The organism is Pseudomonas sp. 20-5, from assembly GCF_056782835.1.
Map to the genome: position 1 here is coordinate 150,029 of NZ_CM165584.1, position 16,297 is coordinate 166,325.

Annotated in this window: 13 protein-coding genes; 9 read left to right on the forward strand and 4 right to left on the reverse strand. The window is 67.9% G+C overall.

The features are described 5' to 3' along the window. The first annotated feature begins 117 nt into the window (after positions 1-117). Positions 118-1,035 carry an HTH-type transcriptional activator BauR gene (gene bauR, locus AC1RB9_RS00705; protein WP_003083805.1) on the forward strand — a complete coding sequence of 306 codons (918 nt, stop codon included), beginning with the start codon at positions 118-120 and terminating at the stop codon, positions 1,033-1,035. A 112-nt stretch (positions 1,036-1,147) separates the two neighbouring features. On the opposite strand, the gene guaD is transcribed toward bauR, so the two are convergent. Further along, positions 1,148-2,518, reverse strand: a complete 1,371-nt coding sequence (gene guaD, locus AC1RB9_RS00710) for a guanine deaminase (RefSeq protein WP_003142418.1) — start codon at positions 2,516-2,518, stop codon at positions 1,148-1,150. Positions 2,519-3,628: 1,110 nt separating this feature from the next. Here guaD and AC1RB9_RS00715 point away from each other — a divergent pair. From AC1RB9_RS00715 to ahpF, 5 genes are all read left to right on the forward strand, one after another. Then, on the forward strand, positions 3,629-5,200 hold the full coding sequence (locus tag AC1RB9_RS00715; RefSeq protein ID WP_023085742.1) for an ABC transporter ATP-binding protein: 1,572 nt from the start codon (positions 3,629-3,631) through the stop codon (positions 5,198-5,200). Further along, positions 5,200-6,297, forward strand: coding sequence for an ABC transporter permease (locus tag AC1RB9_RS00720; protein ID WP_003112631.1), 1,098 nt, complete (start codon positions 5,200-5,202; stop codon positions 6,295-6,297). Before AC1RB9_RS00715 ends, AC1RB9_RS00720 begins: the two co-directional genes overlap by 1 nt. Positions 6,298-6,319: 22 nt before the next feature. Next, on the forward strand, positions 6,320-7,246 hold the full coding sequence (locus tag AC1RB9_RS00725) for an ABC transporter permease (RefSeq protein WP_003083821.1): 927 nt from the start codon (positions 6,320-6,322) through the stop codon (positions 7,244-7,246). Between the two features lie 164 nt (positions 7,247-7,410). Further along, a complete protein-coding gene (ahpC, locus tag AC1RB9_RS00730) occupies positions 7,411-7,974 on the forward strand; it encodes an alkyl hydroperoxide reductase subunit C (RefSeq protein WP_003083828.1) in 564 nt (187 codons plus the stop codon). A gap of 144 nt (positions 7,975-8,118) precedes the next feature. Further along, a complete protein-coding gene (ahpF, locus tag AC1RB9_RS00735) occupies positions 8,119-9,684 on the forward strand; it encodes an alkyl hydroperoxide reductase subunit F (RefSeq protein WP_003107146.1) in 1,566 nt (521 codons plus the stop codon). A 79-nt stretch (positions 9,685-9,763) separates the two neighbouring features. On the opposite strand, the gene ppk2 is transcribed toward ahpF, so the two are convergent. Continuing rightward, entirely contained in the window at positions 9,764-10,660 is an 897-nt protein-coding gene (ppk2, locus tag AC1RB9_RS00740) for a polyphosphate kinase 2 (protein ID WP_003121626.1), read from the reverse strand. 457 nt (positions 10,661-11,117) lie between these two features. Between ppk2 and AC1RB9_RS00745 the strand changes: the two genes are divergently transcribed. Together AC1RB9_RS00745 and AC1RB9_RS00750 are read left to right on the forward strand one after the other, a co-directional pair. Then, positions 11,118-12,467, forward strand: coding sequence for an 8-oxoguanine deaminase (locus AC1RB9_RS00745; RefSeq protein WP_003106724.1), 1,350 nt, complete (start codon positions 11,118-11,120; stop codon positions 12,465-12,467). Between the two features lie 107 nt (positions 12,468-12,574). Further along, positions 12,575-13,627 carry a nucleoside hydrolase gene (locus AC1RB9_RS00750; RefSeq protein ID WP_003106723.1) on the forward strand — a complete coding sequence of 351 codons (1,053 nt, stop codon included), beginning with the start codon at positions 12,575-12,577 and terminating at the stop codon, positions 13,625-13,627. A gap of 27 nt (positions 13,628-13,654) precedes the next feature. Here the strand turns inward: AC1RB9_RS00750 and AC1RB9_RS00755 are convergent, their stop codons facing one another. Together AC1RB9_RS00755 and AC1RB9_RS00760 are read right to left on the reverse strand one after the other, a co-directional pair. Then, positions 13,655-14,281: a nucleoside 2-deoxyribosyltransferase gene (locus AC1RB9_RS00755; protein WP_003162251.1), complete on the reverse strand. Its 627-nt coding sequence runs from the start codon at positions 14,279-14,281 to the stop codon at positions 13,655-13,657. Positions 14,282-14,402: 121 nt separating this feature from the next. Beyond that, entirely contained in the window at positions 14,403-14,918 is a 516-nt protein-coding gene (locus AC1RB9_RS00760; protein ID WP_003162250.1) for a nucleoside 2-deoxyribosyltransferase, read from the reverse strand. Positions 14,919-15,156: 238 nt separating this feature from the next. Here AC1RB9_RS00760 and AC1RB9_RS00765 point away from each other — a divergent pair, with 238 nt between their 5' ends. Beyond that, complete coding sequence (locus AC1RB9_RS00765) at positions 15,157-16,254, forward strand: BMP family ABC transporter substrate-binding protein (protein ID WP_003118576.1); 1,098 nt, start codon at positions 15,157-15,159, stop codon at positions 16,252-16,254. The last annotated feature ends 43 nt before the right edge of the window (positions 16,255-16,297 follow it).

Genomic DNA, 16,297 nt, shown 5'->3' on the forward strand with positions numbered 1-16,297 from the left:
TTCTTGTTGGAAGGTTCCGCGCACGCGGCGGCGGAGCGTTGGATCAAGCTTGGCCCTGACGAAAGGTTAGATAAAGCTTATTCTTCTCACGTTTAGTTTCGACTGGGTAAAACAATAATGGCCAAATCCCGCAACCCGTCGCTCGGCCAGGTCAGCGATTTCGATATCCGCCTGCTGCGCATCTTCAAGACCATCGTCGAGTGCGGCAGTTTCTCCGCCGCCGAGAGCACCCTCGGCCTCAGCCGCTCGGCGATCAGCCTGCACATGGGCGACCTGGAGAAGCGCCTGGGCATGCGCCTGTGCCAGCGCGGCCGCGCCGGCTTCGCCCTGACCGACGAGGGCCGCGAGGTCTATCGCGCGACCCAGACCCTGCTGGCGGCGCTGGAGGGGTTCCGCGCCGAGGTCAACGACCTGCACCAGCACCTGCGCGGCGAACTCAACATCGGCATCATCAACAACCTGGTGACCCTGCCGCAGATGCGCATCACCCACGCTCTCAGCGCGCTCAAGGGGCAGGGACCGCAGGTGCGGATCAACATCGGCATGACCACCCCCAACGAGATCGAACTGGGCGTGCTCGACGGCCACCTGCATGTCGGCGTGGTGCCGTTGATCAGTCCGCTGTCGGGGCTCGAGTACCTGCCGCTGTATGACGAGCACGCGCAGCTCTATTGCAGCCGCGGCCACGCACTGTTCGAGCGCGCCGACGGCGATATCGCGGTGGACGAGGTGCTCGCCGCGGACGCCGTGGCGCCCAGCTACCGCCTGCCCGCCGAAGCCCAGGCGCGCCACCAGGAGCTGAACAACAGCGCCAGCGCCTCGGACCGCGAGGGCATGGCATTCCTGATCCTGACCGGCAACTTCATCGGCTACCTGCCGTCGCACTACGCTGCCGACTGGGTCGCCGCCGGGATGCTGCGGCCCCTGCTGCCGGAGCGTTTCCACTATGCCATCGCGCTGACCATCGTGACCCGCAAGGGACGCCGGCCGAACCTGGTGCTGGAGCGCTTCCTGGAGGCGGTGGCGGTGTCGTGAGGGCGCGGATGGAGTAACGCGAGCTTCGGCCGCCCGCCGAACGGCGTCTTTTCTCTACGGCGCGAGGAGGTGGCATGCAGCGACGGGCCGAGCCAACGCGGGAAAGAGACTCTCACCCCTTCACATGGCGCCGCTCCCCCATCACCCAGGTCTCCGCCACCGCGCGGTCGTCGCCCAGGGTGTTCAGCACGAACAGGGTATCGGCCAGGCCGCGCGCATGCTCCATGCGCTGGGCGATCATCGGCGTGGCGGCCAGGTCGAGGGCGACGAAGTCGGCTTCGCGGCCGGGCAGGAAGTTACCGACCAGGCCGTCCAGGTCGAGCGCCCTGGCGCCGCCGAGGGTGGCCAGGTAGAGCGCCTGGAACGGATCGAGGCTGGTGCCGCGCAATTGCTGGATCTTGTAGGCGTCGGCGAGGTTGGCCAGCAGCGACAGGCTGGTGCCGCCGCCGACGTCGCTACCGATGCCGACGCGGATGCCGTATTGCTGGGCGCGGCCAAGGTCGAACAGGCCGGAGCCGATGAACAGGTTGGAACTGGGACAGTGCGCCAGCGCCGCGTTCTTGTGCGCCAGGCAGCGGCATTCGCGTTCGGAGAGATGGATGCCATGGGCGAACACGCTGCGTTCGCCGACCAGGCCGGCGCGATGATAGACGTCCAGGTAGTCCTGCGCCTGGGGAAACAGCTCGCCGACCCAGGCGACTTCCTTGAGGTTCTCCGAAAGATGGGTGTGCAGGTAGACGCCGGGATACTCGTCCAGCAGGCGCGCCGCCGCGGCCAGTTGCTCGGGCGAGGAGGTCGGCGCGAAGCGCGGGGTGACCGCGTATTGCAGGCGCCCGTTGCCGTGCCAGCGCTCGATCAGCGCGCGGCTCTCGGCGTAGCCACTGGCCGCGGTATCGCACAGCGCCGGCGGCGCGTTGCGGTCCATCAGCACCTTGCCGGCGATCATCCGCAGGCGGCGCTTCTGCGCGGCCTGGAAGAATGCCTCGGCGGATACCGCATGGACCGTGCCGAACACCAGCGCGGTAGTGGTGCCGTGGCGCAGCAGTTCGTCGAGGAACAGCTCGGCCTGGGCGGCGGCGTAGCCGGCATCGGCAAAGCGCTGCTCGGCGGGAAAGGTGTGGGTTTCCAGCCAGTCCAGCAGTTGGGTGCCGTAGGAGGCGATCACTCCGAGTTGCGGGTAATGCACATGGCAATCGACGAAGCCGGGCAGCAGCAGGCGCTGCGGATGCTCCTCCAGCGGCAGGTCGGCGGGCAGTTGCGGCAGCAGGTAGGTTGCGTGATCGAGCGCGCGCACGTGGCCGTGTTCGATCCACAGCAGGCCGTCCTCGAAATACTCCCAGGCCTTGTCGCCGAGTTTCGCCGGGTCGCCGAGGAAATGCAGGATCCGCCCGCGATGGGCCGAACTGCTCATCGCGCTCCCGCCGTGGTCGGAGTGCAGGATAAGTGGGGGGACGAAGTTGCCAGCAGGTACTGCATCGTTCATCTCCTCTGCTGCCGGAATGGCGCTTTCGCCTCTTTAGTCCGGGAAATCGACGGAAATATCCCGTCTTTGGCGCGTGATCTCGCTTCCGCCATTATGCACTGTGCGCATGCTGTGGATAAGTCTGTGTGTAGCGCGTGTGCGGAAAGATTGCACGAGCCATTGCGGGATGTGCCCATCTGGCTTCCGGCAGGCGATCCGCGGAAAGCGTTCCGGCACCTTGAATCCGCCTTGCGAAATGCCCGGTCGGCAACTGGCGCTTCTGTGGGTTTGTCTGTGGAAAAGCTGTTCGCATTCCCCGTTGAAAAAATGCCTTCGGCGGTCGGGGGAAAGGCATTGGACGGAGCCGCAGGATTTCTCCCGGTTGGCGAAAGAGCCAGGGAAAAGGTGCTGTGGAATGCGCCACGACGGTGCATCGCGAAACTGTGGACAGCGGATCCACCCATGGCGCCGCCGAGCATGCTTCCGTCGATCGCCGCGGACTTTCCTGGAAAGCCGGAAAACCCAGTATTCATGGGCATCATGGCGTCTAAAGGGGACGTCCTGGAGACATTTTCACGGGCATTCCCGTTCCGCGGGTTTCCTGTGGAAAAGCTGTTGGCAAACTGTGCCGGAAGCGGGCCGCCGGGGCTGCCCCAGGGATTCGGCCGACCCGTGGCTTGGCCGGGAGAGATCGTCCTGCCGTGCTCCTCCGAACGGCTGTCGATATCTTGTGGATAAAGCTGTTGGCAAAGTGTTGGAAAAAATGCCTTGCCAGGTCGCGCCCATGGCCTGCCGGGTTGGCTGTTTTCTGTCCATCGCCAATGTTGCGAAAATCGCCGGGACGATCGGCGCGGGAGGCTTCCCAAGGTCCCGGATGGGCTCCCGACACGCTGTGGATAACTCTGTGAGCAAGGTGGTGATGACTGTTTTGCGACAAATGCTCACGCGGGTGCGCCGCAGGGTTGCCCGCAAATGTGCCGCGGCGTCTCAGGCGTGCCCCGGCTTGGTGCCGCTCGGCGCGGCAGCCTGGCCCGTGGCTCCCGGTGCAAGCCGCGTTCCAGGGCTTTCCTGACCTCCTGGCCAGGTATTTGCACCGGCCGCCGCATCGTCGAGCAACCGATCGGGTCCGCCATGTCCGCACCTTCCTCCTTCGCGCCGCCGCGCCTCGAACTGCGCGGGATCAGCAAGCGTTATCCGGGTTGCCTGGCCAACGACCGCATCGACCTGTGCATCGACGCCGGCGAGATCCACGCCCTGCTCGGTGAGAACGGCGCCGGCAAGAGCACGCTGATGAAGATCATCTACGGCGTGACCCGTCCCGATGCCGGCGAGATCCGCTGGCAGGGCGAGCCGGTGCAGGTACGCGACCCGGCTCGCGCCCGGGCGCTGGGGATCGGCATGGTGTTCCAGCATTTCTCCCTGTTCGAGACGCTCAGCGTGGCGGAGAACATCGCGCTCGCCCTCGGCGCCGAGGCGGGCAGCCCGCGCCGGTTGGAGGCGCGTATTCGCGAGGTGTCGCAGCGCTACGGCATGCCGCTGGAGCCTCGCCGGCTGGTCCATGGGCTGTCCATCGGCGAGCGCCAGCGGGTGGAGATCGTGCGCTGCCTGATGCAGGACATCCGCCTGCTGATCCTCGACGAGCCGACCTCGGTGCTGACCCCGCGCGAGGCCGAGGATCTCTTCGTCACCCTGCGCCGTCTTGCGGAGGAGGGCTGCAGTGTCCTCTTCATCAGCCACAAGCTGGCCGAGGTCCGTGCGCTCTGCCAGCGCGCCACGGTGCTGCGCGGCGGACGGGTGGCCGGACAGTGCGTGCCGGCGCAATGTTCCGATCTCGAGCTGGCGCGGCTGATGGTGGGCGACGCCGAGGGCCTGGCGGCGGAGTATCCGAAGGTCACCGGCGGCGCGCCTTTCCTCCAGGTGCGCGACCTGCACTGGCGCAACCCGGACCCCTTCGGCGTGTCCTTCGCTGGCCTCGACCTGGAGGTGCGCAGCGGCGAGATCCTCGGTATCGCCGGGGTCGCCGGCAACGGCCAGGACGAGTTGCTTGCCCTGCTCAGCGGCGAAGTGCGCCTGCCGCGCGCCCAGGCCGAGCGCATCCGCCTCGGCGGCTGCGCCGGCGCGCACCTGGCGCCGGATGCGCGGCGCCGCGCCGGCCAGGCCTTCGTGCCCGCCGAGCGGCTGGGGCACGGCGCGGTGCCGGAGATGAGCCTGGCGGACAATGCGCTGCTCACCGCCTTCCAGCAGGGACTGGTGAAGCGCGGGTTGGTCCGGCGGCGCAAGGTGCTGGCGCTGGCCGAGGAGATCATCCGCCGTTTCGCCGTGAAGGCCCCGGGTGCCGGGGCGCCGGCACGCAGCCTTTCCGGCGGCAACCTGCAGAAGTTCATTCTCGGCCGCGAGATCCTCCAGGCCCCGCGCCTGCTGGTGGCGGCGCATCCCACCTGGGGCGTGGACGTCGGCGCGGCGGCGCTGATCCACCGCGCGCTGATCGCCTTGCGCGATGCCGGTACGGCGATCCTGGTGGTCTCCGAGGACCTCGACGAGCTGTTCCTGCTCAGCGACCGCATCGCCGCGCTGTGTTCGGGTCGGCTGTGCCCGGCGGTCGCCACCGCGAGCGCTTCGCCGCAGCAGGTCGGCGGCTGGATGGCCGGTCAATTCGAGGCGCCGGCGGCGGTCGCCGGCGCCGTTGCCCAAGGGAGCCTGTGATGCTGTTGTCCCTGGAACCGCGCGGCCGGCAGTCGCGCTGGATGCTGCTGGCCTCTCCGCTGCTGGCGGGGTTGCTGACCCTGGTCTGCGGCGCGCTGCTGTTCGCCTGTCTCGGCCACGATCCCTGGCAGACCCTGCATACCGTGCTGGTACAGCCGCTCAGCGACCTCTATGGGCTCGGCGAGCTGCTGGTCAAGGCCATGCCGATCCTGCTCTGTGCCCTCGGCCTGGCACTGGCCTACCAGGCGCGCGTGTGGAACATCGGCGCGGAGGGCCAGTTGCTGGTCGGCGCCCTGGCCGGCAGCGCGGTGGCGATCCAGTTGCTCGACTGGCAGAGCCGCTGGGCGCTGGCCTGGGTGCTGCTCGCCGGCACCGCTGCCGGGGCGCTCTGGGCCGGGTTCGCCGCCTGGCTGCGAACGCGCTTCAACGCCAACGAGATCCTGACCACCATCATGCTCAACTACATCGCGCTGAACCTGCTGCTGTACGGCGTGCACGGGCCGTTGAAAGACCCGGATGGCTTCAACTTCCCGCAGTCGGCGCTGTTCGGCGAGGCCAGCCGCCTGCCGGCGCTGTTCGAGGACAGCCGGGTGCACCTTGGCGCATTGTTCGGCCTGCTGGCGCTGGCGGCGGTCTGGGTGCTGGCGCAGCGCAGCTTCCTCGGTTTCCAGGTCCGCGTGCTCGGCCTCGACCGCCGCGCCGCCGGTTTCGTCGGTTTCCGCGAGAAGCGCCTGGTCTGGTTCGTGCTGCTGTTCTCCGGCGCGCTGGCAGGCCTGGCCGGCGTCTGCGAGGTCGCCGGGCCGATCGGCCAACTGGTGCCGCAGGTCTCGCCGGGCTACGGCTATGCGGCGATCACCGTGGCCTTCCTTGGCCGTCTCAATCCGTTCGGCATCCTCTGCGCCAGCCTGCTGATGGCGTTGCTCTACCTCGGCGGCGAGGCCGCGCAGATGAGCCTCAACCTGCCATTGGCGCTGTCCGGGCTGTTCCAGGGGATGATGCTGTTCTTCCTCCTCGCCTGCGACGTGCTGATCCTCTACCGCCCACGTTTGCACGGACGCTGGCGCAAGCGCCCGGCGCTGCGCGACGCCCTGGCCTGAGCCGAACCGCCGAGGAACCACGATGGATATCGATCTGCTCGACAACCTGCTGTTCGCCATGGTCCGCACCGGTACTCCGCTGCTGCTGGTGGCCCTGGGCGAACTGGTCTGCGAGAGAAGCGGGGTGCTCAACCTGGGCCAGGAGGGGATGATGCTGTTCGGCGCGGTGATCGGCTTCATGGTCGCCTTCTCCAGCGGCAGCCTGTGGCTCGGCGTGCTCCTCGCGGTGCTCGCCGGCATGCTGCTGGCGGCGCTGTTCGCCGGGGTCGCCCTGTACCTGAACGCCAACCAGGTGGCCTGCGGCCTGGCGCTGACCATCTTCGGCGTCGGCCTGTCGTCGTTCGTCGGCGCCGCCTGGGTCGGCAAGCCGCTGCAAGGGTTCGCCCCGCTGGCGCTGCCGGTGCTGGGCGAGTTGCCGCTGCTCGGGCGCATGCTGTTCGCCCAGGACGCGCTGGTCTACCTGAGCCTGGCGCTGTTCGCCGCGGTCGCCTGGATGCTCCTGCGCAGCCGCGCCGGGCTGGTTCTCCAGGCGGTCGGCGAGAACCCCGACGCGGCCAGCGCGATGGGCCTGCCGGTGCTGCGCGTGCGCACCCTGGCGGTGCTCTTCGGCGGCGCCATGGCCGGCCTGGCCGGTGCCTACCTGTCGCTGGCCTACACGCCGATGTGGGCGGAGAACATGACCGCCGGACGCGGCTGGATCGCCCTGGCGCTGGTGGTCTTCGCCAGTTGGCGGGTGTTCCGCGTGCTGCTCGGTGCCTGGTTGTTCGGCCTGGCCAGCATCCTGCACCTGGTGGCCCAGGGGATCGGGCTGTCGATTCCGGCCAACCTGCTGGCGATGCTGCCCTATGCGGCGACCATCCTGGTGCTGGTCCTGCTCTCCCGCGATGCCCTGCGCACCCGGCTGTATGCCCCGGTTTCCCTGGGCCAGCCGTGGAAGGCCGGGCACTGACGAGGGCAGGTTCTTCGATTAGTTGTTTTAACTATTTATATATTCTTCGATAGATTTAGATAATTTCACTGATGGCCTAAATCAATGGGGCATTTTTGCCGAACCCCGTTAAGATTCTCCCAGTCGATTTGAAACACCCCATTCAACTGAGAGAGGAACGACTGATGTCCCTGATCAACACTCAAGTCCAACCGTTCAAGGTCAACGCTTTCCACAACGGCAAGTTCATCGAGGTGACCGAGGAATCCCTGAAGGGCAAGTGGTCGGTCCTGATCTTCATGCCGGCTGCCTTCACCTTCAACTGCCCGACCGAGATCGAAGACGCCGCCAACAACTACGGCGAGTTCCAGAAAGCCGGTGCCGAGGTCTACATCGTGACCACCGACACCCACTTCTCGCACAAGGTCTGGCACGAAACCTCCCCGGCAGTCGGCAAGGCCCAGTTCCCGCTGATCGGCGACCCGACCCACCAGTTGACCAACGCCTTCGGCGTGCACATCCCGGAAGAAGGCCTGGCCCTGCGCGGTACCTTCGTGATCAACCCGGAAGGCGTGATCAAGACCGTCGAGATCCACTCCAACGAGATCGCCCGTGACGTCGGCGAGACCGTGCGCAAGCTGAAGGCCGCCCAGTACACCGCCGCCCACCCGGGCGAAGTCTGCCCGGCCAAGTGGAAGGAAGGCGAGAAGACCCTCGCTCCGTCCCTGGACCTGGTCGGCAAGATCTAAGACCGCGCCGGCGGCATTCGCCGCCAGCCTCTCCGGCGGACGATCCCTCGCGGATCGTCCGCCCTTCACCCAGCCAACGCGCCGTGCAGGGCGGATGTCCCATCCGCCGGGGATACGTTTGCCCGAATTTCGAGGAGCTGAACCATGTTGGACGCCAATCTTAAAACCCAGTTGAAGGCCTACCTGGAAAAGGTCAGCCAGCCGTTCGAGATCGTCGCGTCCCTCGATGACAGCGACAAATCCCGCGAGCTGCTGGGCCTGCTGCAAGACATCGTCGGCCTGACCGACAAGATCACCCTGAAGACCGACGGCAGCGATGCGCGCAAACCGTCGTTCTCGCTGAACCGCCCCGGTGCGGACATCGGCCTGCGCTTCGCCGGTATCCCCATGGGCCACGAATTCACCTCGCTGGTGCTGGCCCTGCTGCAGGTAGGCGGCCACCCCTCCAAGCTCGACGCGGACGTGATCGAGCAGGTCAAGGGCATCGAGGGCACCTTCGAGTTCGAAACCTACTTCTCGCTGTCCTGCCAGAACTGCCCGGACGTGGTCCAGGCGCTGAACCTGATGGCCGTGCTCAACCCGAACATCCGTCACGTCGCCATCGACGGCGCGCTGTTCCAGGATGAGGTCGAGGCGCGCCAGATCATGTCGGTGCCGAGCATCTACCTCAACGGCGAAGTCTTCGGCCAGGGCCGCATGGGCGTGGAAGAGATCCTCGCCAAGATCGACACCGGCGCCGCCGCCCGCGACGCCGAGAAGCTGACCGCCCGCGACGCCTTCGACGTGCTGGTGGTCGGCGGTGGCCCGGCCGGCGCCGCGGCGGCGATCTACGCCGCGCGCAAGGGCATTCGCACCGGCGTCGCCGCCGAGCGCTTCGGCGGCCAGGTGCTGGACACCATGGCCATCGAGAACTTCATCTCGGTGCAGGAGACCGAAGGGCCGAAGCTGGCGCGGGCGCTTGAAGAGCACGTGCGTCACTACGAGGTCGACATCATGAACCTGCAGCGCGCCAGCAAGCTGGTTCCGGCGAAGAACGCCGGCGAGTTGCACGAGGTGCAGTTCGAGAGCGGCGGCAGCCTCAAGGCCAAGACCCTGATCCTCGCCACCGGCGCTCGCTGGCGCGAAATGGGCGTGCCCGGCGAGCAGGAATACAAGGCCAAGGGCGTGTGCTTCTGCCCGCACTGCGACGGCCCGCTGTTCAAGGGCAAGCGCGTGGCGGTGATCGGCGGCGGCAACTCTGGCGTCGAGGCGGCCATCGACCTGGCCGGCATCGTCGCCCATGTGACCCTGCTGGAATTCGACAGCAAGTTGCGCGCCGATGCCGTGCTGCAACGCAAGCTCTACAGCCTGCCGAACGTCGAGGTGATCACCAGCGCCCTGACCAGCGAAGTGAAGGGCGACGGCCAGAAGGTCACCGGCCTGGTGTACAAGGACCGCAACTCCGAGGAGTTCAAGTCGATCGAGCTGGAAGGCATCTTCGTGCAGATCGGCCTGCTGCCCAACACCGAGTGGCTCAAGGGCAGCGTCGAGCTGTCGCCGCGTGGCGAGATCATCGTCGACGCCCGTGGCGAGACCTCGCTGCCCGGCATCTTCGCCGCCGGCGACGTGACCACGGTGCCGTACAAGCAGATCGTGATCGCCGTGGGCGAGGGCGCCAAGGCTTCGCTGAGCGCCTTCGACCACCTGATCCGGACCTCCGCGCCGGAGTGACCCGGCCAGCGACCGTCGAACCAGGGACGCCCGGAGCGCGAAAGCGCCCCGGGCGTTTTCGTTGGCGCGACCGCCCGCCTCAGGCCGGGATATCCAGGTTCGCGTGGCCCGGCGCGGCGGCCGCCTCGGCGTAGACCTTCTCGTCCTCCTCGATCACCCGCGAGGCCGGCCCCACCAGCAACGGGTCCGGCTCATGGGCGATGCGCCGGTCCTTGTCCGGGTAGTCCAGCGAGTGCAGGAAGTGGCGGATGCAGTTGAGTCGTGCGCGCTTCTTGTCGTCGGACTTGATGACCGTCCACGGCGCGTCGGCGGTGTCGGTATGGAAGAACATCGCCTGCTTGGCGGCGGTGTAGTCGTCCCACTTGTCCAGAGACTTGATGTCGATGGGCGACAGCTTCCAGTGCTTGAGCGGATCGTCGCGGCGCGAGATGAAGCGCCGCAGTTGTTCCTCGCGGCTCACCGAGAACCAGTACTTGAACAGCAGGATGCCGCTGTTGGTGAGCATGCGCTCCAGCTCCGGCGCCTGGCGCATGAACTCCAGGTATTGCAGCGGCGAACAGAAGCCCATGACCCGCTCGACGCCGGCGCGGTTGTACCAGGAGCGGTCGAAGAAGACCATCTCGCCGGCGGTGGGCAGATGTTGGATGTAGCGCTGGAAATACCACTGGCCCTGCTCCTGGGAGGACGGTTTCTCCAAGGCTACGATCCGCGCGCCGCGCGGGTTCAGGTGTTCCATGAAGCGCTTGATGGTGCCGCCCTTGCCGGCGGCGTCGCGGCCTTCGAACAGGACCACCACGCGCTGGCCGGTCTCCTTCACCCAGCTCTGCACCTTGAGCAGTTCGATCTGCAGGTCGTGCTTGGCCTTCTCGTACTCGTTGCGGCGCATCCGCGTGTGATAGGGATAGTTCGCCGGCAGGCTCGCCGAGGTGCTGTCCTCGCTGCTGCCGTGGGGCGCACTGGCGACCTGCAGGGCCACCGGCTTCTGGCTGATTGCCTGGATCTCCTCGCGGGCCTTCTGCGCCGGGCTGGCCACTCGCGGGCGGCGGGTCGCCGGCTTGCGCGGGGCGCGGCGGGCGGCTGGCCGGGCCGGCTTGGCCGGCTGCGCGGCGGGTTGCTCGGGGGAGGGGGGACTGACAGTGGGTTCTTCGCTCATGCGGGACTCCTTCCGTTCTACGTTTTCAGCTATGCAGTCCCCCACTCTATGCCCCTGCCGGGAGGCGTCCGTTGACCCCCATCAAACCGCGCCCGGCCGCCACCGGGAGGAAAGCCTTACACCTCTCCAGAAATCCCTTGTAGGATATCGCCACGCGCGTGGCGTCCCGTCGTCGCCCCGCGGACCTGGATCAGCAGACAGGGTGAACACTGAGCTGGCTCTCATCAACCGAGGGCCGGCAGCGTTCGCGCCGGCCCGCCGATCCGACGAAGGTCCGCACATGTCCCGCACCTGGATTCGCAATCCCCTCGCCATCTTCACCGCCAACGGTCTCGACGCCGCCGGCGGCCTGGTCGTCGAAGACGGCCGCATCGTCGAGCTGCTCGGCGCCGGCCAACAGCCCGCGCAGCCCTGCGCCAGCCAGTTCGACGCCAGCCGGCACGTGGTGTTGCCGGGGTTGGTCAACACCCATCACCACTTCTACCAGACCCTCACCCGCGCCTGGGCGCCGGTGGTCAACCAGCCGCTGTTCCCCTGGCTGAAGACCCTCTACCCGGTCTGGGCGCGGCTGACCCCGGAGAAACTCGCACTGGCCACCAAGGTGGCGCTGGCCGAGCTGCTGTTGTCCGGCTGTACCACTGCCGCCGACCACCACTACCTGTTTCCCGGCGGCCTCGAACAGGCCATCGACGTGCAGGCCGGGGTGGTCGAGGAACTGGGCATGCGCGCCATGCTCACCCGCGGCTCGATGAGCCTCGGCGAGAAGGACGGCGGCTTGCCGCCGCAGCAGACGGTGCAGGAAGCCGAGACCATCCTCGCCGACAGTGAGCGACTGATCGCCCGCTACCACCAGCGCGGAGACGGTGCCCGGGTGCAGATCGCCCTGGCGCCCTGCTCGCCGTTCTCGGTGACTCCGGAGATCATGCGCGCCAGCGCCGAAGTGGCGGCGCGCCACGACGTACGCCTGCACACCCACTTGGCGGAGACCCTCGACGAGGAAGACTTCTGCCTGCAGCGCTTCGGCCTGCGCACCGTGGACTACCTGGATAGCGTCGGCTGGCTCGGCCCGCGCACCTGGCTGGCCCACGGCATCCACTTCAACGCCGAGGAGATCCGCCGGCTCGGCGAGGCGGGCACCGGTATCTGCCATTGCCCGAGTTCGAACATGCGCCTGGCCTCGGGCATCTGCCCGACCGTGGAGCTGGAGGCGGCCGGCGCGCCGATCGGCCTGGGAGTCGATGGCTCGGCTTCCAACGACGCCTCGAATATGATCCTCGAGGCGCGCCAGGCCCTGTACCTGCAACGCCTGCGCTACGGCGCCGAGCGGATCACCCCGGAACTCGCCCTGGGCTGGGCAACCCGTGGCTCGGCACGCCTGCTCGGGCGCAGCGACATCGGCGAGCTGGCCCCCGGCAAGCAGGCCGACCTGGCCTTGTTCAAGCTCGACGAGCTGCGCTTCTCGGGTAGCCACGACCCGCTCTCGGCGCTGCTGCTGTGCGCTGCCGACCGTGCCGACCGGGTAATGGTCGGCGGCGCCTGGCGAGTGGTCGACGGTGCCGTGGAAGGGCTCGACCTGGCCGCCCTGATCGCCCGCCACCGCGAGGCGGCGAGCGCCCTGATCGCCGGGTGAGGCGGGCGCCGACAGAGGAGGCGCCAGGCTTCCTCTGTCGGTTCGCATAGGTCGGCGCGTGGCCCGCAACTGGCTAGACTGTGGCATTCCCCACCAGGAGCCGCCCCATGTCACGCGCCGCCCGCCCATGCAATCGCTTTTGCAGCCTTCTGCTAGGACTCGCCCTGCTGATGCCCGCCAGCCTTCCTCTGTCCGCTGCCGAAACGGTGGCGCCGCCATCGCCGCGGACGCTGATCATCGACACCGATCCGGGCGCCGACGATGTGATCGCCCTGCTGTTCGCCATGGCCTCGCCGAAGGAGCTGAAGATCCAGGCGCTGACCACCGTCGCCGGCAACGTGCCGCTGGAAAAGACCGCGCGTAACGCCCGGCTGGCCCGCGAGTGGGGCAAGCGCCCGGATATCCCGGTCTACGCCGGCGCTCCGCGACCGCTGCTGCGCACGCCGATCTACGCCGCCGACGTGCACGGCAGCGAAGGCATCAGCGGCGTCGAGGTGCATGAGCCGAAGCAGCCGCTGGCCGAAGGTAACGCCGTGGACTACCTGATCCGCACCTTGCGTGCGGCGCCGGAGAAGAGCGTGACCCTGGCCATGCTCGGCCCGGAGACCAACCTCGCGCTGGCCCTGACCCAGGCCCCGGACATCGTCAAGGGCATCCGCGAGATCGTGATCATGGGCGGCGCCCACTTCAACGGCGGCAACATCACCCCGGCCGCCGAATTCAATATCTTCGCCGACCCCCACGCGGCGGAAATCGTGCTCAAGAGCGGGGCGCCGATCACCATGCTGCCGCTCGACGTGACCCACAAGATCCTCACCAGCCCCGAGCGCATCGCCAAGCTGCGCAACCTCGGCAACCAGGCCGGCAAGACCGTCGCCGACATCCTCGACGCCTACGTCCAGTACGACATCAAGTACTACGGCCTGAAGGGCGGCCCGGTGCACGACGCCACGGTGGTCGCCTACCTGCTCAAGCCCTCGCTGTTCAAGGGCAAGCGGATCAACGTGCAGGTCGACAGCCGCGAGGGCATCACCTTCGGCCAGACCGTGGCCGACTGGTACGGCGGCCTCAAGCAGCCGGCCAACGTCGAGTGGATCAACGAGGGCGACGCCCAGGGGTTCTTCGACCTGCTCACCGAGCGTATCGCCCGCCTGCCCTGAGTCTCTCGTCGTACGGCCGGCGCCGGGTCAGCCGTGGCGCCGGCTGGCGAGTTGGCGCAGGGCCTGCTCGGCGTCGCCGACGACGATCCTGCCGGGCACCGCCAGCATCAGGTTGAGCGGCAGGCCGAACTCTTCCAGGGCCATGCCGTCGCGGTCGCGGGTCGGATCCTCGCCGACCAGCTCCGGGGCGTGCCGGCGGATCCGCTCGGCGTAGCTGCCGGCGTCGTCGACGTAGCCATAGACCGGCTTGCCGAGAGCGGTGGCGTAGCCGACCTCGAAGGCGGTGCCGCTGTCCGGCTCGGCGCCGCGGAAGAAGTTCAGGTTGGCCAGCACCGCGTCGGCGCGTTCGATCAGGCCGATGTTGGCGCGGTAGATCCAGGCCGCCTGTTCGCGCGGCTCGGCGAGCTGTTTCGGCAGCGCGTTGTCCAGCGGGTAGAGGCCCTCGAAACCGTAGCGTGCGCACAGTGCCTTGAGTGCTTCGCCGTGGGCGACGGCGTCGGCGCGGAACACATCGGGACCGGCCAGATAGAGTTTCCGCGGCCTGGCCGCGGCGCGTACACCCGGCAGGCTGCCGAGCAGGGCGCCGGCGGGCAGCAGCAGGGCTGCCAGGCGCAGGAAGGTACGACGGCTGCTGGAACCCTTGGATCGGTTCATCGGATGCCTCTTGCAGGCCGGCCTCCCGGATGGGGCCGTTGTTGTCCAGGATTATGGCCGGCAAGCGACGGGCCGGGCGGCGGCTATCTGCCAGCAGCTAGGCGACGGCCTTCCCGCGATGTCAGGCGCGCTCGAGTTCCTCGGCGAGGCGTCGCAGAGCCTCGCGCGGGCCGCCGGCGACCAGCCGCGAAGGCACCGCCAGCATCAGGTTCAATGGCAGGCCGAAACCCTCCAGTTGCCAACCGTCGCGGTCCTCGCCGGGGTGCTCGCCGAGCCATTCCGGGGCCAGCCGGGCGAGGCGCTCGGTGTAGGCGCCGGCATCGCTGAGGTAGGCATATACCGGCTTGCCCAGGGCCAGGGCGTAACCCACTTCGAAGGCGGTGCCGCTGTCCGGCTCGCTGCCGCGGAACGGTTCGAGGTTGGCCAGCACGCAGTCGGCGCGCTCGATCAGGCCGACATTGGCGCGGTAGATCCAGGCGGCCTGTGCGGCTGGCTCGCGGATGTCGGCGGGCAGGGCGTGGTCGAGCGGGTAGAGGCCGACGAAGCCGAACTCGGCGCAGAGCGCCTTGAGGGTTTCGCCATGGGCTTCGGCGTCGGGGCGGAAGACGTCCGGCCCGGCCAGGTAGATCGCGGTCATCGCGTGCGTGCCTTGTTACGGAAAGCCAGCGCCCATGGTAGCGCCATCGTGGCGGCGCCGGCATGCACCAAGCGATGGCGCGCTGCACCGTCCTGCAGCCGCGCCGGCATGACGCGGCGCGCAGAAGCGCGAGCTTGAGCGGAGTTGTCCGGGTGGTCAGGTAATTGCATCGGCGGGCGGGCTGAACGCGAAGCCACGCCCGATGGCCAACCCTGCACTCACCGGAGCACGCCCATCCATGAAACACCGTCGCACGCAATCCCGCATGTCCGTCCTGCGCCGCCTTGCCGCCGTCCTCGGCCTCGGCGCCTGCGCTCTCGCCGCCGAGGCCGCCGAACCACTGAAGATCGGCTTCGTCTATGTCGGCCCGGTCGGCGACCACGGCTGGACCTACCAGCACGAACTGGGCCGCCGCGAACTGGTGGAGCACTTCGGCGACAAGGTGAAGACCAGCTTCGTCGAGAACGTCGCCGAGGGCGCCGACGCCGAGCGGGTCATCCGCAACCTGGCGAAAGACGGCTACGGCCTGGTCTTCACCACCTCCTTCGGCTACATGAACCCTACCGCCAAGGTGGCCCGGCAGTTTCCCAAGGTGACCTTCGAGCACGCCACCGGCTACAAGCGCGACAGGAACCTCGGCACCTACCTGTCGCGCTCCTACGAGGGACGCTACGTCGGCGGCTTCCTCGCGGCGAAGATGACCCGCAGCCACAAGATCGGCTACATCGCCTCGTTTCCGATTCCCGAGGTGATCCGCGACATCAACGCGATCCAGCTGGCGCTGGACAAATACGACCCGCAGGCCGAACTCAAGGTGATGTGGGTGAGCACCTGGTTCGATCCGGGCAAGGAGGCCGACGCGGCCAACGCGCTGATCGACCAGGGCGTCGACGTGGTGTTCCAGCACACCGATAGCCCGGCGCCGATCCAGGCCGCCGAGCGTCGCGGGGTGTACGCCGTGGGCTACGCCTCGGACATGCAGCACTTCGGTCCGAAGACCGTGCTCACCTCGATCGTCAACGACTGGGGCCCGCACTATATCCGCTCGGCCCAGGCGGTGATGGACGGCACCTGGAAATCCGAGGACTTCTGGGGTGGCCTGGCCGAGAGTACGGTGGTCCTGCCGCTGAACCAGGAGGTGCTGCCGGCGCCGGTGCGGGAAGAGGCGGGCAGGCTGATCGAGTCGATCCGCAGCGGAGCCTTCCACCCCTTCACCGGGCCGATCCGCGACCAGTCCGGCAAGGAGCGTTTCGCCGCCGGCGTCAGCGCGACCAATGCCGACCTGGCGTCGATGAACTATTACGTGGAAGGCATCAAGGCCGACCTGCCGAAGTGAGCCCTGGCCTTGTATGGAAAAAGTCGCCGAGCGCAGGCACTTT